This is a genomic window from Streptococcus infantis (genome assembly GCF_021497965.1).
Classification (GTDB): domain Bacteria; phylum Bacillota; class Bacilli; order Lactobacillales; family Streptococcaceae; genus Streptococcus; species Streptococcus infantis_B.
The window spans coordinates 325,384-342,333 of sequence record NZ_CP046525.1 but is presented as its reverse complement, the minus strand read 5'-3'; the positions used below and the strand labels follow the sequence as shown (position 1 = coordinate 342,333).

21 protein-coding genes are annotated in these 16,950 nt (G+C 40.9%); all 21 read right to left on the bottom strand.

All coding sequences use genetic code 11. The features are described 5' to 3' along the window. Window positions 1-11: 11 nt before the first annotated feature. The 21 genes from GOM46_RS01760 to GOM46_RS01660 all read right to left on the bottom strand — a co-directional run bounded on the left by GOM46_RS01760 (window position 12) and on the right by GOM46_RS01660 (window position 16,940). Complete coding sequence (locus GOM46_RS01760; protein ID WP_235083789.1) at window positions 12-1,313, bottom strand: sensor histidine kinase; 1,302 nt, start codon at window positions 1,311-1,313, stop codon at window positions 12-14. Beyond that, window positions 1,313-2,296, bottom strand: a complete 984-nt coding sequence (locus GOM46_RS01755; RefSeq protein ID WP_235083788.1) for a substrate-binding domain-containing protein — start codon at window positions 2,294-2,296, stop codon at window positions 1,313-1,315. Before GOM46_RS01755 ends, GOM46_RS01760 begins: the two co-directional genes overlap by 1 nt. 187 nt (window positions 2,297-2,483) lie before the next feature. Continuing rightward, a complete protein-coding gene (locus GOM46_RS01750) occupies window positions 2,484-2,879 on the bottom strand; it encodes a single-stranded DNA-binding protein (RefSeq protein ID WP_235083787.1) in 396 nt (131 codons plus the stop codon). 75 nt (window positions 2,880-2,954) lie between these two features. Then, window positions 2,955-3,716 (bottom strand): SDR family NAD(P)-dependent oxidoreductase, encoded by a 762-nt coding sequence (locus tag GOM46_RS01745; RefSeq protein WP_235083786.1) that lies wholly within the window; start codon window positions 3,714-3,716, stop codon window positions 2,955-2,957. Window positions 3,717-3,757: 41 nt separating this feature from the next. Further along, window positions 3,758-4,384 (bottom strand): YtpR family tRNA-binding protein, encoded by a 627-nt coding sequence (gene ytpR / locus GOM46_RS01740; protein ID WP_235083785.1) that lies wholly within the window; start codon window positions 4,382-4,384, stop codon window positions 3,758-3,760. A 9-nt stretch (window positions 4,385-4,393) separates the two neighbouring features. Further along, window positions 4,394-4,711 carry a thioredoxin family protein gene (locus GOM46_RS01735; RefSeq protein ID WP_235083783.1) on the bottom strand — a complete coding sequence of 106 codons (318 nt, stop codon included), beginning with the start codon at window positions 4,709-4,711 and terminating at the stop codon, window positions 4,394-4,396. Further along, the gene (locus GOM46_RS01730) at window positions 4,708-4,998 is read right to left on the bottom strand and encodes a DUF4651 domain-containing protein (RefSeq protein WP_024053819.1); all 291 of its coding nucleotides are present in this window, start codon (window positions 4,996-4,998) and stop codon (window positions 4,708-4,710) included. Before GOM46_RS01730 ends, GOM46_RS01735 begins: the two co-directional genes overlap by 4 nt. A gap of 75 nt (window positions 4,999-5,073) precedes the next feature. Next, window positions 5,074-5,328, bottom strand: a complete 255-nt coding sequence (locus GOM46_RS01725; protein WP_235083782.1) for a DUF1912 family protein — start codon at window positions 5,326-5,328, stop codon at window positions 5,074-5,076. Between the two features lie 9 nt (window positions 5,329-5,337). Then, a complete protein-coding gene (locus tag GOM46_RS01720) occupies window positions 5,338-6,672 on the bottom strand; it encodes a DUF438 domain-containing protein (protein ID WP_235083781.1) in 1,335 nt (444 codons plus the stop codon). Continuing rightward, the gene (locus GOM46_RS01715) at window positions 6,672-6,905 is read right to left on the bottom strand and encodes a DUF1858 domain-containing protein (protein WP_000368732.1); all 234 of its coding nucleotides are present in this window, start codon (window positions 6,903-6,905) and stop codon (window positions 6,672-6,674) included. The genes GOM46_RS01720 and GOM46_RS01715 overlap by 1 nt, the downstream gene beginning before the upstream one ends. Before the next feature lie 101 nt (window positions 6,906-7,006). Then, window positions 7,007-7,786 carry a hypothetical protein gene (locus GOM46_RS01710; RefSeq protein WP_006150117.1) on the bottom strand — a complete coding sequence of 260 codons (780 nt, stop codon included), beginning with the start codon at window positions 7,784-7,786 and terminating at the stop codon, window positions 7,007-7,009. A 151-nt stretch (window positions 7,787-7,937) separates the two neighbouring features. Beyond that, on the bottom strand, window positions 7,938-8,288 hold the full coding sequence (gene rbfA / locus GOM46_RS01705) for a 30S ribosome-binding factor RbfA (protein ID WP_006150303.1): 351 nt from the start codon (window positions 8,286-8,288) through the stop codon (window positions 7,938-7,940). Between the two features lie 250 nt (window positions 8,289-8,538). Beyond that, the gene (infB, locus tag GOM46_RS01700) at window positions 8,539-11,280 is read right to left on the bottom strand and encodes a translation initiation factor IF-2 (protein ID WP_006150215.1); all 2,742 of its coding nucleotides are present in this window, start codon (window positions 11,278-11,280) and stop codon (window positions 8,539-8,541) included. Window positions 11,281-11,296: 16 nt separating this feature from the next. Beyond that, on the bottom strand, window positions 11,297-11,596 hold the full coding sequence (locus GOM46_RS01695; protein WP_006150377.1) for a YlxQ-related RNA-binding protein: 300 nt from the start codon (window positions 11,594-11,596) through the stop codon (window positions 11,297-11,299). Then, window positions 11,589-11,882 (bottom strand): RNase P modulator RnpM, encoded by a 294-nt coding sequence (gene rnpM, locus GOM46_RS01690; protein ID WP_006144965.1) that lies wholly within the window; start codon window positions 11,880-11,882, stop codon window positions 11,589-11,591. Before rnpM ends, GOM46_RS01695 begins: the two co-directional genes overlap by 8 nt. A 21-nt stretch (window positions 11,883-11,903) precedes the next feature. Next, the gene (nusA, locus tag GOM46_RS01685; RefSeq protein ID WP_006150238.1) at window positions 11,904-13,040 is read right to left on the bottom strand and encodes a transcription termination factor NusA; all 1,137 of its coding nucleotides are present in this window, start codon (window positions 13,038-13,040) and stop codon (window positions 11,904-11,906) included. Between the two features lie 42 nt (window positions 13,041-13,082). Next, window positions 13,083-13,562 (bottom strand): ribosome maturation factor RimP, encoded by a 480-nt coding sequence (gene rimP / locus GOM46_RS01680; RefSeq protein WP_235083780.1) that lies wholly within the window; start codon window positions 13,560-13,562, stop codon window positions 13,083-13,085. A gap of 126 nt (window positions 13,563-13,688) precedes the next feature. Continuing rightward, window positions 13,689-14,324 (bottom strand): tRNA (guanosine(46)-N7)-methyltransferase TrmB, encoded by a 636-nt coding sequence (gene trmB / locus GOM46_RS01675; RefSeq protein WP_235083779.1) that lies wholly within the window; start codon window positions 14,322-14,324, stop codon window positions 13,689-13,691. Beyond that, window positions 14,321-15,115 (bottom strand): cell cycle regulator CcrZ, encoded by a 795-nt coding sequence (gene ccrZ / locus GOM46_RS01670; RefSeq protein ID WP_235083777.1) that lies wholly within the window; start codon window positions 15,113-15,115, stop codon window positions 14,321-14,323. The genes trmB and ccrZ overlap by 4 nt, the downstream gene beginning before the upstream one ends. A 47-nt stretch (window positions 15,116-15,162) precedes the next feature. Continuing rightward, on the bottom strand, window positions 15,163-16,212 hold the full coding sequence (locus tag GOM46_RS01665; RefSeq protein ID WP_235083776.1) for an ABC transporter permease: 1,050 nt from the start codon (window positions 16,210-16,212) through the stop codon (window positions 15,163-15,165). After that, window positions 16,209-16,940, bottom strand: coding sequence for an ABC transporter ATP-binding protein (locus GOM46_RS01660; protein WP_235083775.1), 732 nt, complete (start codon window positions 16,938-16,940; stop codon window positions 16,209-16,211). Before GOM46_RS01660 ends, GOM46_RS01665 begins: the two co-directional genes overlap by 4 nt. Between the last annotated feature and the right edge of the window lie 10 nt (window positions 16,941-16,950).

Genomic DNA, 16,950 nt, shown 5'->3' with positions numbered 1-16,950 from the left:
CTCCCTTCTTTTTATTTCGGTAAACTGACTCGTGTGAAAAATCCATCGCGACTTTCAAATTGAAGTTGTCCTCCTAGGATAGAAATACGCTCCATCATCTGCTTGAGCCCATATCCATAGGTCAAGGTTTCAAACCCAACTCCATTGTCCTGCAACTCTATTATGTAATCTTCTTCGTCCTCAAAAAAATGAAGTTCCATTAGACTAGCATGGCCGTGACGAACCGCATTGGTCATAGACTCTTGAATCACACGAAAAATCGTATCTTCAATCATGACGTCCATATCGACATCAACCCATTCATAGATTAAATCAACCTGTAAATTTGAAAGATTCTGATACTCATGAATCATCTTTTCTAACGCATCTTTGAGAGTTCGTCCCTCAAGAGCTCCTGGCCGAAGGCGATTGAGAGAGCCTCTCACATCTTGAATCCCTTCGCGGACGACTTCTGACACATTTTTCACCTGTTCTTTTGCCCGATTGGGATCGATATCAATCAAGACTCCAACTGCATCTAAGCCAGCTGAGATTCCTGTTAACGCATGCCCCAAGGTATCGTGAATCTCACGAGCAATCCGCTTACGCTCCCGATCCTCTGCAATTTTCTCAGATAAGGCCATATAGTTGTTCAACTCGGTATTAACTTTGGATACCATGGCCAATTCCTCTTCCACTTCGTGGTTCTCCGCAAGGACATTCATAATATAAAACAAAAGCGAAATAATGAAGAACACCAAATTTGAGGCATAGAGAGAATTCTTCAGAAAAAAGGCCAAAATTCGGAGCGAGGACGGATAAAACTGAATATACGTATCCAAGGACGGAATCGGAAAGAAAAGTGAAAAGACGTCTGAGTTGGTCACAAGAAGCATCAGGAAACTCACTAGTATAAACGCAAACCAATACTTGCGGTCTCGTTTAGTATTCAACTCTTTAGAACCATAGAAAATATCCGCAAAAACCAAGAGAATAATCCCATTATAAGCTATATTTTGAACCCACATCAAGAGCAACATCAGGAGAATCTCTAGAATATTTCGTTTATCAAAGATAGACCATCGGCTCGTTTGAGGACGATAACGAGCCATCGATATCAAGGCAATCCCAGCAAATAAGAGCGCAGACAACCAAAAGGTCAGAGAAGGCGCAAAAGGAACGCGATCTAAGTGTTCTACTAACAAAGAAGCTTGTCGTTGGACGATGATATAGTTGGTTGCTTGAAGATAGATAATACTATTGAGCATGACTGCAATAAAATTCACGATCATCAGGAGGGTCAAACTGTATCGCACACCTCTAAATTTTCTCATCACTGCCACCCATTCACATCGAATCGATCGATGTTTTCCTTTGTCATCATTTGAACTGGAATGGTTACCTCTTCAGAGTAGCTCTTCCCATCAACAATATCCTGGATGACTTCCATCACGCGATCTCCCATCTGCAAAGGAGACTGAGCAACTGTTCCCACAACATCATCTGTTGAATGCAATAAAGATTTCATATCTGGTGAACCATCAATTCCATAAATCGCAATGGGGTAGCTAATTCCTTTCTCCTTAATAGCAGCTAAAGCTCCTATAGCTGAACGGTCATTTAAGGCAACCAAGGTATCGATTTTAAATTCTAGTTGCAAGAAGTTGCGTACAGTTGGCATCGCAATTTCTGTCTGTCCCTTAGTTTCTAGTTCCGAGACAATCTGATAAGATTCGTGTCCTTCGATAGTATCCTTAAATCCCTGAATCCGTGTATCTGCTGAAATTGTTCCTTTATGCTCCAAGAGGAGTATCCGAGCACTAGAAGAGCGTTTCATCAGCTCTTTCGCAATCAATACTCCTGCTTGGTAGTTATCGGATACAATACTAGCATCAGGTTTAAAATTCTTCAACTGAGTATCTACTGCAATAATCTTAATCCCTTGTTTTCTAGCTTTTTCAAGAGCCCTTAAAATCAGTTGACTATCCCCCTTGACCGGATTAATCACAATCACATTGACTTTTTGAGCGCAAAAATCATCGATTTGTTGGCACTGTCTTTCTTCGTCCAATTCTGGATCTCGGACATAAACCAGAGCTCCCCTCTCGTCAGCAATTCGACTAATTTCCGAATGAATACTTTTATAGAACTCATTATTCATGGTCATATAGGTAACACCAATCTTAGTCTTTTCATTCATACTAGTCGTTTGACAAACTGTATAGACCCACAAGAGAAGACAGGCAACTGGAATCAGCAGTAATATCCGTTTTATCAACCATTTCAACTGTTCTTTTCTCTCTTTGTTTCCCTTCAAGCTTCGTTCCTTTTTCTGAAAATTTTGAATATACTTTACTTTATTTTACTATTTTTTCAAAAAAAGTGCTTGATTTTATTGTACAAATGCATTTAACTATTTTATTTCAAGGAAATAATTCCCGAATTATTTGACTATTATAAACCAAAAAGCTGGTCTATTGACGAACCAGCTTTCTTTATTATTACTAGAAGGGAAGTTCCTCCTCTTCCAAAACTAAATCTGCCAAGTCTTGACCAGCATTATTTTCACGCATAGCACGTTGGGCGCGACTTTCCAAAAGTTGAAATCCTGTAGCGAGAACTTCGGTCACATAGTTGATCTGACCATTCTTCTCAAACTTACGGGTACGGAGCTCCCCATCTACAGAAATGAGACTGCCTTTAGTCGCGTAGCTAGCTAAGGTTTCAGCAAGCTTGCCCCAGACCACAATATTGATGAAGTCCGCTTCACGTTCCCCGTTTTGATCCTTAAAACGACGGTTAATGGCAATGGTCGCACGAGCTACAGACTTGTCATTGTTGGTTTTGTGCAATTCTGGCGTTGCCACAATTCTTCCAATAAGAATAACTTTATTATACATTTTTCATCCTCCTACTTATCTATTCGAAGGAAATCAAAAAAAGTTACAACATTTGTAACTTTTTTAAAAATAATATTAATCTCTGTGAATCGTAAATCCAGTAGCTTGTTGATTGGCCATGATGGTCATATCTGTGATTTGCACACGACGAGGTTGACTGGTCACATAAACCACTGCATCAGCGATATCTTGTGCCTGTAAGGCTTCAAGCCCCTGGTAAACAGTCGCAGCCCGTGCTTCATCTCCATGAAAACGTACCTTAGAAAAATCCGTCTCTACAATTCCAGGTTGAATAGTGGTCACCTTGATATCTGTAGCAATAGTATCGATACGTAAGCCATCCGAAAAAGTTTTGACTGCAGCCTTGGTTGCTGAATAGACTGCTGCACCCGCATAGGCGTAAATACCTGCGGTCGAACCCATATTAATGATATGACCTTGATTGGCAGCTACCATGGAATGCAAGAGACAACGAGTAACAGCCATCAAGCCCTTGACATTGGTATCCAGCATGGTCAGCATATCCAACTCTTCATAGTCCTGATAGAGAGCTAAGCCTAAAGCAAGTCCAGCGTTATTAACTAGGATATCTATCTGACCTATAGTTTCTAGAATATCTGAACAAACAGTCTTGACCATATTCATATCGGTCACATCTAGCGGAAAGGTCCAAACATTTTGATTCGGAAAGGCTTCTGCAAACTCTGCTTTGAGAGCTTCAAGTCTTTCTGTTCGACGTCCTGTGAGAACAATATTTTCACCTTTTTCTAGATAGGCACGCGCGATTGCTTCACCAATACCTGATGTTGCACCTGTAATCACTACATTTTTTGCCATCTTACTTTCTCCTATCTAGTTTAATAGATACTCGTTACCAATTAAACTGTCCAGTGTTTAGCCGGATCGAATGGAGTTCCAACAACTTGGTCTTCTGACAATTCAATAACACCACGCTTTTGCGGAGCATTTGGTAAGGCAAGTTCACGAGGACTACACATCATACCAAAACTCTTTTCTCCACGAAGTTCCCCTGGAAAAATGAGATTGCCTTTTGGCATCATCGCTCCTGGAAGAGCTACAATGGTTTTCAAGCCGACACGCGCATTAGGAGCACCCGCAACGATTTGTACTGTTTTATCATTTCCAACAGCAACTTGGCAGATATTCAAGTGATCACTATCTGGATGCGCGACCATCGCTACAATTTCTCCAACGACAAATTTTGGTTCCTTGTCATTGATGATTTCTTCAGTAAATCCTTGAGCCTGCAATTCTTGATTCAAACGAGCCACTTGGTCGTCTGTTAGAAATACTTGGCCACGATTCTCAATCTCAAATAAGCTAGAAACTTCAAAAATATTCCATGCAACAGTTTCAGCAGTTTCCTTTAGGAAAACACGCGCCACATTGCCTTTACGCTCAACATCTAGTTTGGCATCTCCACTGTTTTTCACGATGACCATAAGGACATCGCCGACATGTTCTTTATTATATGTAAAAATCATTCTTTTCTCCTATTTCAAACCTGCTAAAAAGTCATTGATTTGCCCCTTGGTTTTACGGTCACGATTGACAAAACGTCCAATTTCCTTGTCCTTATCTAATACAACAAGACTAGGAATTCCGTAAACATCCCAAAGTTTAGCAAGTTCCATGTACTCATCTCGGTCTACCCGTATAAAAATGAACTCTGGATTTGCCTCTTCAATCTCTGGCAAGGCAGGATAGATATAACGGCAATCGCCACACCAATCCGCAACAAAAAGGAAGACCTTCTTGCCATCCTGCTCTACTAGATTTGCTAATTCTTCTATATTTTTAGGAGAAATCATAAGACTTCCTCCTCGTAGATGAGATCTTCATCTTCATAGACAAAGGTATAGTGACGACCATCTTCAAAAATGACACCACCAACAAGACGTTCTAGGCTACTTTCGTAGACTTGGACATAGAGAGTCCCAATCTCACCCATTTCTGAGAAATAGTCACGCACAATAGCAGTTAACTCTTCCTGTGTCTTCATGAGTTTGTGATCATCGGCTACTTTCTTAGCTCCAAAGGCAAGTGCTCCAAGCCCTGCCACGACTAAACCTGTTTTAATAATATTTTTCGTTTTCATGCTAACATTGTAACACAAAAAGGCTCAAGGAACAATGAAAAAGGGAGCCCCACTCCCCTTTCTAATTTCTAAACATTAATAATTTCTCTCGCCAAACAAACCTTCCGGTAAATCATGGAATCCCTTGCCTGTCTTGAAGTTTTCAAATTTACCTAGTAAGAACTGGTAGGCATCCAAGCGACTCTCGTAGCGAATCATGGCATCTTTAGCGCGCTCATCTTTATCTTCTTCATAAACCTTTTGGCTTTCCTTAAGAGCCATATCGTTGATCATAATCTGGGTATTAACCCAGGCTTCAAATTCCTTCATAAATTCTTGCTCGTAACTCATTTTTTCTCCTTATTCTAATCCACGGAAAAAGTCTGTATCAATCTCACGGTAGGGTTGGATGTCCTGAACATATTCCAAGACTCCTTGAAACTCTCCTGCTTGATCGTGGACAGCTGCGTAGGTGACATGGACAAACTTTCCACGTGATTCGGACTTAAACCACATCTCATACTTGTCCTTGACCCCTTCACGAAGACCTTTCATAATGGCCTTTACCTTGTCAAGGTACTTGGGTGGGTGACAAAGCTCAACATTTCGCCCGACTTGGGATGGTGTCCGCTTGAAAATCATCTCATCTGCTGGTGTATTATCGTTATAATACTGGAAGATATCATCCTTATTAACAAAGGTAATCTCCATAGGCAGGTGATTAAGGATAAGATTGGCTTGTTCAACCGAGAGATAACCGTTGCCAAAAGCCTGTTGGCTATTACGGTCTAGCACTGCTTCCTTTTCCTTAGGTGTAAAGGTAATAGTAAACTGCCCTTCTGGCGTATTAATCACTTGCTGAACTTGTCCATCTACAGTTTCTGGCTGAATTGGTTCTTCTACACTTTTTTCCTCAACAAAACTTTGACGTTCAGGAACCCATTTCTCAGACGGACGGATAATAGCATAGCCATAAGCATCACTTTCCTCAGCAATCTGAATCCAGTCATCCTGGGTAAAGGATTCGAGCAGAATCATGAGAAGGATTGATTCTTCCTTAAAAATCATACTTTCAAACTCTGTTGCAAAAGCTTCAAAAGCTTCCTTTACAGCGGAAATTGGCACTTCTGGGAGCGACTTAGCTGCCACTAAAGCTGTTTGAAAGAGCTCCCTAATCTGATCATCCACTCCCCACATAACTTTGGGAGGTGAATCATGGCCATAACGTTCCATGACAGGAAAGAAGAGCTCTTCCTTGCGCTGGTAGTGAATATCAAATTGACCAACAAGCCCCATCTGACGCACCAAACCCTTACGCATCTCCGCCAGCATTTCCTCGTCGTCCACAGATTCATAAGTCGAGAGCAATCTACGGACCCGAATCAAGGCAGCACGGAGAGCTAGATTTTCATCTTTAAAGACACGCACGGGATGACCTGGATGCTCTGTATCTTCAACTTCGACACCCTTAACAGCATTTTTAAAAAGATTGGCATGCACATCACAGAGTTCCATGACATCTTCAAAGGTTACGCCTGAGTCAGAGTTCATCAACTCGTGCTCCATAAGGGAAATCTCAATAGCAGATACACCTGTGAAGGTTGCATCAAAGCGTTCCTGAACGGATTCAGGAGATGCTCCATGATGCAATTCTAATAAAATATCCCGAAGGACATGAATTCGTTCATCTGTCATTAGTCTAATCCAATCACTTCGTAACCATTTGCTTCAAGGGTTCGTACAATCTTGTCCATAGGAGTTCCTTCGAGCTTAGAACCTTGTTTGAGAGAAACCTTTCGACCTACAGTATTGCGCATCAAAGGATTTGCAAGAGGTTTAAAACCAAGCTCAACTAAAATATCTAAAACCTCTGGATGCTTGTCCACCACTTCCGCAACAGGAATAGATACATCAATAATATTATCCATCACAACCTCCATCATATTCTCTCGCTAGTTTTTCTTTTCTTATTATACCACAAGGATTTAGATAAAAAAACTAGCAGTACAAGCCTGCTAGTTTCTTCACATTACTCTGCTTCGATAATTTCTGCTTCTTTTCGAATTATCTCTACGTCCTTTTGATATTGAATTTCATTGTAATTGACTAGTTTGGATAATTCTCTTTGCAAACTTTTACCCATCGGTTTCATAGTTGTATAGGTTAAACCACCTGAAACGATACCTCCTAGAATCGGGATACATTTGCCTAGCCCTTTAGCAAAACCTCCCTTTGTCAGATTTACCCCAAAAATTTTCAAAACTTTTTCTAAAATGGGATACCACAAAGTCTTAGCTAAAGCCTTCTGGGGAACTGTCTTCATGACGTGTTTAGCAACTGAAACTCCACCAGATCGAAGGAGGGCTCCAGCGCTATTGACTCCAAGCATAACTCCAAGATAGAGCAAGAGTGTATTTTTGGCTTCTTCACTCAATTCATTTCGAGAAGCCCAAAGATCATCATAGCCATAAATATATCCCAATTCTTGCGCTAGTTTTAAGGAAAAAGCATAAAACTGAGCAACATCTGTTGGGATGGTGATTGCCAAAGCTAGACCACCTGGTATACCTGCAATTACAGAAGTACCACTTGCCAATAAGACATTATCCTTGATACAAGTATCGGCAACTTTATCTAAAGCATCTTGAGACAATAAGGCTGTTGGGCCCTCTTCTAATAATCTAGGAATATCCTTTGGATCCAATAGTTTGGAAAATTTATCTACTAAAAATTTTGACCGATCAACTTTGACAACAGGGAGTTTCACGACTTGTTGCAATACTTGCAAAGCTACATCTTGTTTAGACATCTTGTTTTTTTCTCTTCTTCTATCAATTTTGAACTATATCATATCACATTTATTCTAGAAAAGAAATTTTCTGAACTCATTTTTTCTTGATAAGCTTTTAGTAAAGCAGAGTCCTCGTTTATAAAACAAAAAAGAGGGTTCCCCCTCTTTCTTAGTTCTTATCCAGATTGCGTAACATTTCGTCAATCTTGTTTCCATACTCGATGGATTCGTCTTTAACGAAAGTTAAGTCTGGAATTTTATACAATTTCAAATTACGACCAAGTTCACGTTTGATGGTTCCGGTTGCTTTTTCAAGTCCGATTTGAGCTTTTTGATTATCTGAGGCAAGGTTACTCAAAATAGTATAGTAGACCTTAGCTACAGATAAGTCACCTAGCATCTGAACATCTGTGATGGTCACTCCTTGGACACGTGGATCACGGACTTTCTTTTGTAAAATCTCATTGACTTCACGCTTGATTTCCATGCCCACACGGTCCGTACGGAAATGATTTCCCATGCTATTCCTTCCTCTCTATTGAACCAAAAGCTAGGCCAGCAGACCTAGCTATTTTTAAACTTACTGATTTTCAGTTCAAATTGAAACGAAGTTCAGTTTGAACTCATCCGCTTCTTTCGCTGTGGTGAAAGTGATGGAACTGATTTATCAGTACCATCACAGGGGATTTTTGAGACCTCAGGCTCAAAAATAAGCAATGAAATCATGGGTTTGCTTGCGTCCCTCACCACCTAAGAAAGGAGCAAAAATCTTAACGTTTGATTTCTTCCATGACATAGGCCTCAATCACATCATCTGTCTTGATATCATTGTAGCCATCAATCATGAGACCACCTTCACGGCCGTTTGTAACTTCTTTGACATCATCTTTATAGTGTTTCAAGCTTGCAAGTTCACCATCGTAGATAACGACTCCGTCACGAATAACACGGACTTTAGAGTCACGAGTAACTTTACCGCTAGTAACCATAAATCCACCGATTGTTCCGACTTTAGATACTTTGAAGGTTTCACGGATGATTGCTTCACCGATAACTTTTTCTTCGAATTCTGGATCAAGCATCCCTTTCATAGCTTCTTCCATCTCTTCGATAACCTTGTAGATAATGCTGTGGAGACGGATTTCTACATCGTCTGCTTCTGCTTGTTGACGAGCTTGTGGTGTAGGGCGTACGTTGAAACCAATGATAAAGGCATTTGAAGCTTCGGCAAGGGTGACGTCAGATTCATTGATCGCACCAACTGCTGAGTGAACGATGGTAACTTTTACACCTTCCACATCAATCTTTTGAAGGGAAGCATCAAGAGCTTCAACAGAACCTTGTACGTCAGCTTTGATGATGACGTTAACAGATTTAAGTTCACCAGCTTTAAGAGTGTCAAATAGATTTTCTAGGCTGACACGTTGAGTAGCTTGACGTTGCTTCATAAGAGCACGTTTAGCACGTTCTTCACCAGCTGCACGAGCAGATTTTTCATCTTCGTATACGGCAAAGTGGTCACCTGCCATTGGCGTTTCGTTCAAACCTGTGATAGAAACCGGAGTAGATGGTCCAGCCACCTTCACACGACGTCCAAGGTCATTGGTCATGGCACGTACACGACCGAAGGTATTTCCGACAACGATTGGGTCTTGAACGTTCAAAGTACCTTGTTGTACAAGGAGGGTTGCAACCGCACCTTTTCCTTTATCCAAGCGCGCTTCGATAACAGTACCGATGGCACGAACTGTCGGATCTGCTTTAAGTTCTTGGATTTCAGCCACAAGAAGGACAGTTTCCAAGAGTTCATCGATATTTTGGTTGAATTTGGCTGAGATTTCTACAAACTCAGAATCTCCACCCCAAGCAGTTGACATAACACCGTGTTCAGCCAATTCACCGATTACACGTTCTGGATTGGCACCTGGTTTATCAATCTTGTTAATGGCAACGATGATTGGAACATTAGCCGCTTTTGAGTGGTTGATAGCTTCGATAGTTTGAGGCATAACCCCGTCATCTGCCGCTACGACCAAGATGGTAATATCAGTAACAGAGGCACCACGTGCACGCATAGAAGTAAAGGCCGCGTGTCCTGGTGTATCGAGGAAGGTAATCTTCTTACCATTTTCTTCGATCTGGTAGGCACCGATATGCTGCGTGATACCACCAGCTTCTCCTGTAGCAACACGTGAATTACGTAGAGTATCCAAAAGTGTTGTTTTACCATGGTCAACGTGTCCCATGATGGTTACAACTGGTGGACGTTCAACCAACTCATCTTCATTGAGGTATCCATCTTCCACGAAGAAGCGTTCGATATCAGCATTATCCACTTCAACCTTTTGTTTAGCTTCAATTCCGTAATCAACCATAAGGAGTTCAATTGTTTCTCCATCCAGAGATTGGTTTTGAGTGGCCATTACGCCCATCATAAATAGTTTCTTAACAATCTCAGCTGGTTCACGTTTGATACGTTTTGCGATTTCCGCAACAGTCATACCATCTGTATATTCAAATTCTGTTGGCAATTCATGGAATTTACGCTCTGTAACAGGTTTTGGAGCCTGGTTACGGTTGTTTTGTTTGTTACCTTTTTTATTTTTCTTATTGTTATTCCAGTTACTATTTCTTTGATTTCTCACTTGATTCTGACTACTTCGATTCTTTTGTTGTTTTCTAGGACCATCTTCTTCACGATCGTAATCATCACGATCTTTGTCTGGTCGGGCTTGTTTTTTACGACGTGTATCCACTACAGGCTCTTTGACTACAGGAGCTACTTCAACCACTTGCTGAGTTTGTTCAGCTAGCTTAGCAGCTTCTTCAAAGATTTCCTCTGGTTCTTTGCGTTTATTAGCTTGAACCAAAGCTTCTTTAGCTGCTTGTGACTGTTTGAAGCGTTCCTCGCTTGAGCGTGCGTATTCAGCATTTTGCTCTGCTTTCAGGGCTGCTGCACGAGCCTTGAAATCAATACGTGGACCAGCTTGGTTCGGACGATTTTCCGCTTGTTGGCGACGATCATTGCCACGGTTTTGCTGACCTTGTTGTTTTTTACCTTGATCATTAAAACGACGGTTGTCGCGGTTTCCTTGACCTGGTTTTCCACCATTTCGATTGTCATTCTTTTGGCGATTACCGTTTTGTTGTTGGTCGCGGTTGTTGCCCTTGTTTTGCTTACGTCGCTCTGCTTGCTCTTTTGCACGAGCTTCACGCTCTGCCTTGAAGTTTCGGCTTTGTGGTCTAGCAGCTACTACTTTTTCTTCCTTAGGAGCTACTGGTGTTTCAGAATTCTTTTCTACCTTCGCTTCACTTGCTTTTGGTACTACAGGTTTTGCTTCTGCTTTAGGAGCAGCAGGCTTAAAGCTAGCAACGATTTTTTCAGCAGCATCAGCTTCAACGCTTGACGAGTGGCTCTTCACCTCCAAGCCCAACTCTTTTGCACGCGCTACAACTTCTTTACTTTCTTTTCCAAGTTCTTTTGCGATTTCGTACAATCTTTTCTTAGACAAATCATGTCCTCCTCTTCTATTCCATAAGAGACCTCATTTTCTTTGTAAATCCAGCATCTGTCACAGCCAAAACCTTTCTTGATTTTCCAACTGCTATGCTTAATTCCAGTGTTGAAAACACGGTTACAACTTTTACTTGATAATAGTGACTTTTATCTTGAATCTTCTTGGTCAGGTTGGGAGCAGCATCATGCGCTAGAAATACCAGCTTAGCTTTCTGTTCCTGAATGGCTTTGACAACCATTTCTTCACCCGAGATAATTTTCCCTGCTCGTTGAGCCAATCCCAAGAGATTACTTACTCTTTGCTTATTCAAGTCCTAACTCTCTTCTTTTTACTTTGTGATCAACATAGGCGATCAACTCGTCATAAAAGCTTTCTTCAACTTCCATATTAAAGCTACGGTTAAAGACTTTTTTCTTTTTAGCCTCTAGGGCTTCTGCATTGTCTAGCTTGATATAAGCGCCACGGCCATTAGCCTTGCCTGTCGGATCGATAAAGACTTCGCCTTCTTTGTTCTTGACAATACGGAGTAAATCTCGCTTATCAATTACTTCGTTGGAAACAACAGACTTGCGCAAAGGGATTTTTCTTGTTTTCATCTTTCCCTCCTCTTACAGCTTTTATTCTTCAGTCAATTCGTCTGTATCAGCGTAATCAACTTGACCTGCTTCTTCCATAGCTTCAAATTCACTTGCAGACTTGATATCGATACGGTATCCAGTCAAGTGAGCTGCCAAGCGAACGTTTTGCCCACGACGACCGATTGCAAGAGATAGTTTGTTATCTGGCACGACGACCAAGGCACGCTTGCTATCATTTTCATCAAAGATAACTTGGTCAACTTCTGCAGGAGCAATAGCATTGTAAATAAACTCAGCTGGATCTGCTACCCACTCGATTACATCGATGTTTTCTTCTACAGGTACCATGCGGTCGCTCTTAGCATCGTAACGAGCTGGATGGAATTTGCTTGTGATTTTCTTGATGTTAGCACCACCGCGTCCTACGATTGTTCCGATAGCATCCACGTTTGGATTGTGACTACGAACTGCAACCTTGGTACGGTCACCCGCTTCACGAGCTACACTCATAATCTCAACAGTACCATCGTAGACTTCTGGAATTTCTTGTTCCATCAAACGTTTAATCATTTCTGGATGGCTACGGCTAACAAAGACGTTAACTCCACGAGGGTTGTCTTCAACTTTGTAAACATAGACTTCGATACGATCATGAGAAGCAAAAACTTCTCCAGGAATTTGGTCTTGTTTTGACAATTGGGCTTCGATGCTTCCAAGGTTGACATAAATAAAACGATTGTCAAAACGTTCTACTGTACCTGACATGATTTCTTGTTCATGTTCTTTGTATGTATTGTAGGTAATGGCACGTGTTTGCTTGCGCATTTTTTCCATGATGGTTTGTTTCGCAGACTGAGCCGCTACACGACCAAACTCTCCTGGTGCTTCTTCAAATTTGATTTTGTCACCAAGCTCATAGGCTGAATTAATGGCAAGAGCATCTTTCAAGCTGATTTCCAAACGGCTATCAAATACTTCATCAACAACTTCGCGAACTGTGTAGACTGTAAAGTCACCTGTTTTTTCGTTGAAGTCGATAGCTACGCTATCTGATTGACCATAGCGTCTACGATAAGCAGAACGAAGTGATTCTACTACTGCGTCGATGATATCTTCTTTCTTGATTCCCTTGTCTTCTTCCAAAATGCGGAAGGCCTCTAGCATTTCTTTACTCATGTTCTTTTTACTTTTGAATTCTCAAAAGCTATCCTTTCTTTTCTATAATTTTACTGCTAAACGTGCTTTTGATACCAAGTTATATGGAATTTGGACTGTTTTCTTGCGCGTTTTATCCATATATTCCATTGTCAACTCATCCTCTTCAAAGGACAATAAGGTTCCTTCAAAAACCTTTTGCTTATCGATGGCTTGGTAGAGCCCGACATGGATGTATTTCCCGACCGCTCCAGTGACTGCTTCCTTGGTTTTCAAAGGACGCTCCAATCCTGGACTGGTAATTTCTAGGAAATATTGTTCTGGGAAGGGATCCGGCTTGATAGTATCTAGAACAGGACTGATAATTTCAGTCAAGTCTGCTGTATCATTCAAGGTGATTCCTTCAGGCTTGTCTACAAAAATACTAAGAATCATGTCACTGCCAATCTTTCCATACTCGATATCTACGAGTTCAAAAGGAGCTTCAATAACAGGTTCTACGACTTCTCTGACTAATTCAACGATCGTTTCGATTGCGTCCACCTCCTCATAAGCAAGAGGCGAAGATATCTCCCCGCCTCTCTTTCTTATATCCTTGCTATTAGTATAGCACTTTTATGTACTAATGTAAAGCATAAGCACCCAAATAGCTTGGATTCAAGCTTTTTCTTAAAATTCCGCTTCAACTCGGTAAATGACTTGACCCTTGCTTGAGAACTTTTGCTCGTATTCCGTCATGACATTTCCTTCAAAATCACTAGCATGCAAATCAAGCCATACGCCATTGAGCTTCATGCCATATTGTGAAAAACTCACTAAACTATACTCAAACAAGCCACGATTATCCGTCTTGAAGTGAATTTCACCATGTTCAGGCAAGATGCGTTTGAAAGTGTCCAAGAAGCTCTTGTATGTCAAACGACGCTTTTCATGTCGTTTTTTAGGCCAAGGATCTGAAAAATTCAGGTACAAACGATCAATCTCACCATCTTCAAAATAATTGGTCAACTCTGAACCATCAACCCATAAGAGTTTGATGTTGGGAACTCCAACTTCTAGCACCTTGTCCAAAGCATAGCTTAAAACAGATTTCTGGATATCAATTCCGATATAGTTGATGTCAGGGTTTTGTTTGGCCATCCCTGATACAAAAGCCCCTTTCCCACTACCAACCTCTACATGGATTGGATTATCATTGCCAAATAAATCTCGCCACTTGCCTTTAGCTTCTGCCGGGTTTAAGACAACGTACTGTGGATTGGCCTCTAACAGTTCAGTTGCACCTTTTCGATTTCTAACTCTCATTTTTTCTTTCCATACTTATCTCGGAAGGTACGCAAAGCATAGATCTCCCGATTTACATTATCCAAATCTTGATTTTCATAGTATTTGGTAATCAGACTCAAAAAGGACAGTTGAGCATACCAATATAACTTATTCAAAACCGTTTGATTGTACTTGTATCCATAATTAGTCAGCCACTCTTGCCATTGAAACTCTGGAATATAGTGACAGAGTAGGTAGGCCACATCAAACATACGATCCGTCAAGCGGACGGAATCCCAGTCTACCAAGTAAATCAAACCACTCTCTGTCTCAAACCAATTGCTGTGACGAACATCCCCATGGACTATGGTTGCATAATCTTCCCTAAACCCAGGAAGATTCTCACGCATATCACTCAGGACCAGACGTAGATACTGGTTATTTTTTAACGCATCAGGGGCCTTATTTATCCATGACTGAAGTAAATCCGAAGGTGTTTCTAATGCATACCCCAAGCGTGTCAACTGGGTCATTAAGGGACGTGAACGGTGTAAACGTGTCAAAATATCGATAATTTGTTTACGGTTCATATCGCTTGGCGTCAAAATTTTCCCTGTCAACCATTCCTGAGCAGACATATCACGACCGTCTGGCAAACGACGACTCCAGAGTAATTGCGGCGCAATTTGCTCTCTAGCTAAACCAGGCAGGATTGGAGAAGTATTCATTTTTATAAAAACACGTTTTCCATCAGGATAACTCCCCATATAAGCTTTTCCACTCTTCCCAGATATCGGGGTTAGCGTTAGCTCAATATCACCCAAGTCCATTTTTTTCCTCCGAATAAAGTTTCCTTATTATTCTACTAATTTTTATGCTATTCGTCAACCAATCTTCTCAGTTGATATGGCAAATAAAGATATTGCAATACAAGGCCTGCTCCCACAAGGACTAAAACTAGAATTTTGTCCTTGAAAACAAGCAATCCTAAGAGACTTTCCAAGGCTAGGGCAAACATGCCAATTGCTCTCAAGATTTCCTTCAAACCTCTCTCTTTTTGCCCCTTTCCTACTGGAAATAGCTGCGTCAGATATTGATAATCAAAGGCATGATAGAGAGCTAGAAGCTGAAACAATAAAAGATAATTGAATAAAATTACAATCGCTAGTGCAATCCAGGATTGTTCAACAAACGCGAGAGCTGATAAGGATAGGATTATGAGTCGTAGACTAAGGGCGAATAAATCCCCATTTCTCAAATAGGAGCGAAGATAAAGATTCTGCCAGATTTTCCCCGGCACTTTCTGAACTCCTTTGAGGATAAAGTCTAGATAAGTCCGTCTCTTAACACTGTTTGAAATCCCCTTGACCTGGGTAAAGAGGGCAAAGAAACGAAGTAAGAACTGCTTGCGTTTGCTCTCTTGAGCAATAACGTAATCCCAGTTAAGTCCGTTTTCAAGGAAAAATTTGCTGGATTTTTGACGAAAAATCACGTATTTTATAATCCCTAGAACAAGGAGATAGACTCCAAAAATCGGTAAACTAAGACCCATGGCTAGAAATAAAGGAGCAAATAAGAGCAAAAAGAGAGTCTGTACACTGATCCAAAAGATGAAAGAAATCAGACTTTGCTTTTTGATATGTTCTTTTACTTTTTCTTCAGCGACCAAGAGAAAGAGTTTGTCCGGTGCTTCTAGATAAGTCGCAATACCACCCCAAAACAAGAGTAAAACAGATATAATCCCAAGCAAAATTAGGATTGGAAAATGATTTGCAGGAAAATGTTGCAATAGTTGATTGTACTGGTAAGCCAAAAATCCTAGTAACACCAATAAAAACAAAACAAAATGATCATTGAGCACATAACGAAGGTAGCCCAAACATTCCTTGCGAAATTCCTGCTTTCGTATTAAAAACAAGTCTTTCATAGCTCCTCCTCTTTGGTCAGAGCCAAATAGATATCATTAAGGCTTGCATCTGGCATGGCAAAGGCTTCTCGGAGTTGATCAAGATTTCCTTTAGCCCTAACTTGACCTTTGTGGAGAATGACAAAAGAGTCACACATCTTTTCAGCTGAATCAAGGACGTGGGTACTCATGAGAATGGACTTGCCTTTTTTCTTTTCCACTTCTAGAAGTTGAATCAAGTCTGAAATCGCCAAGGGGTCGAGGCCAAGGAAAGGCTCGTCTACGATAAAGAGACTTGGATCTACGACAAAGGCACAGATAATCATAACCTTTTGCTTCATACCTTTGGAAAAATGAACCGGGAACCAATCCAATTTCTGGTCCAAACGAAACATTTTTAAAAGCGGTTCTACACGTTCGAAAGCGATAGTTTGTTCAATACCGTAGGCCATAGCAACCGTCTCAATATGTTCTCTGAGCGTTAGTTCTTCATACAAGCTAGGAGTTTCAGGGATATAACCAATCTTCTTACGATAGCTCGTAGCATTCTCTCCTAGAGTCAATCCGTCAATCTTAATCTCCCCACTATATGGCGTCAAAAGACCAATAATCTCGTTGATAGTCGTTGATTTCCCCGCACCATTTAAACCTATCAAACCTACCAACTGTCCGCTCTCAACTGTAAAGGACACATCTTTCAAGACAGGGACATGAACATAGCCTCCTGTCAGATTTTTAATTTCTAACATATTTTCTCCG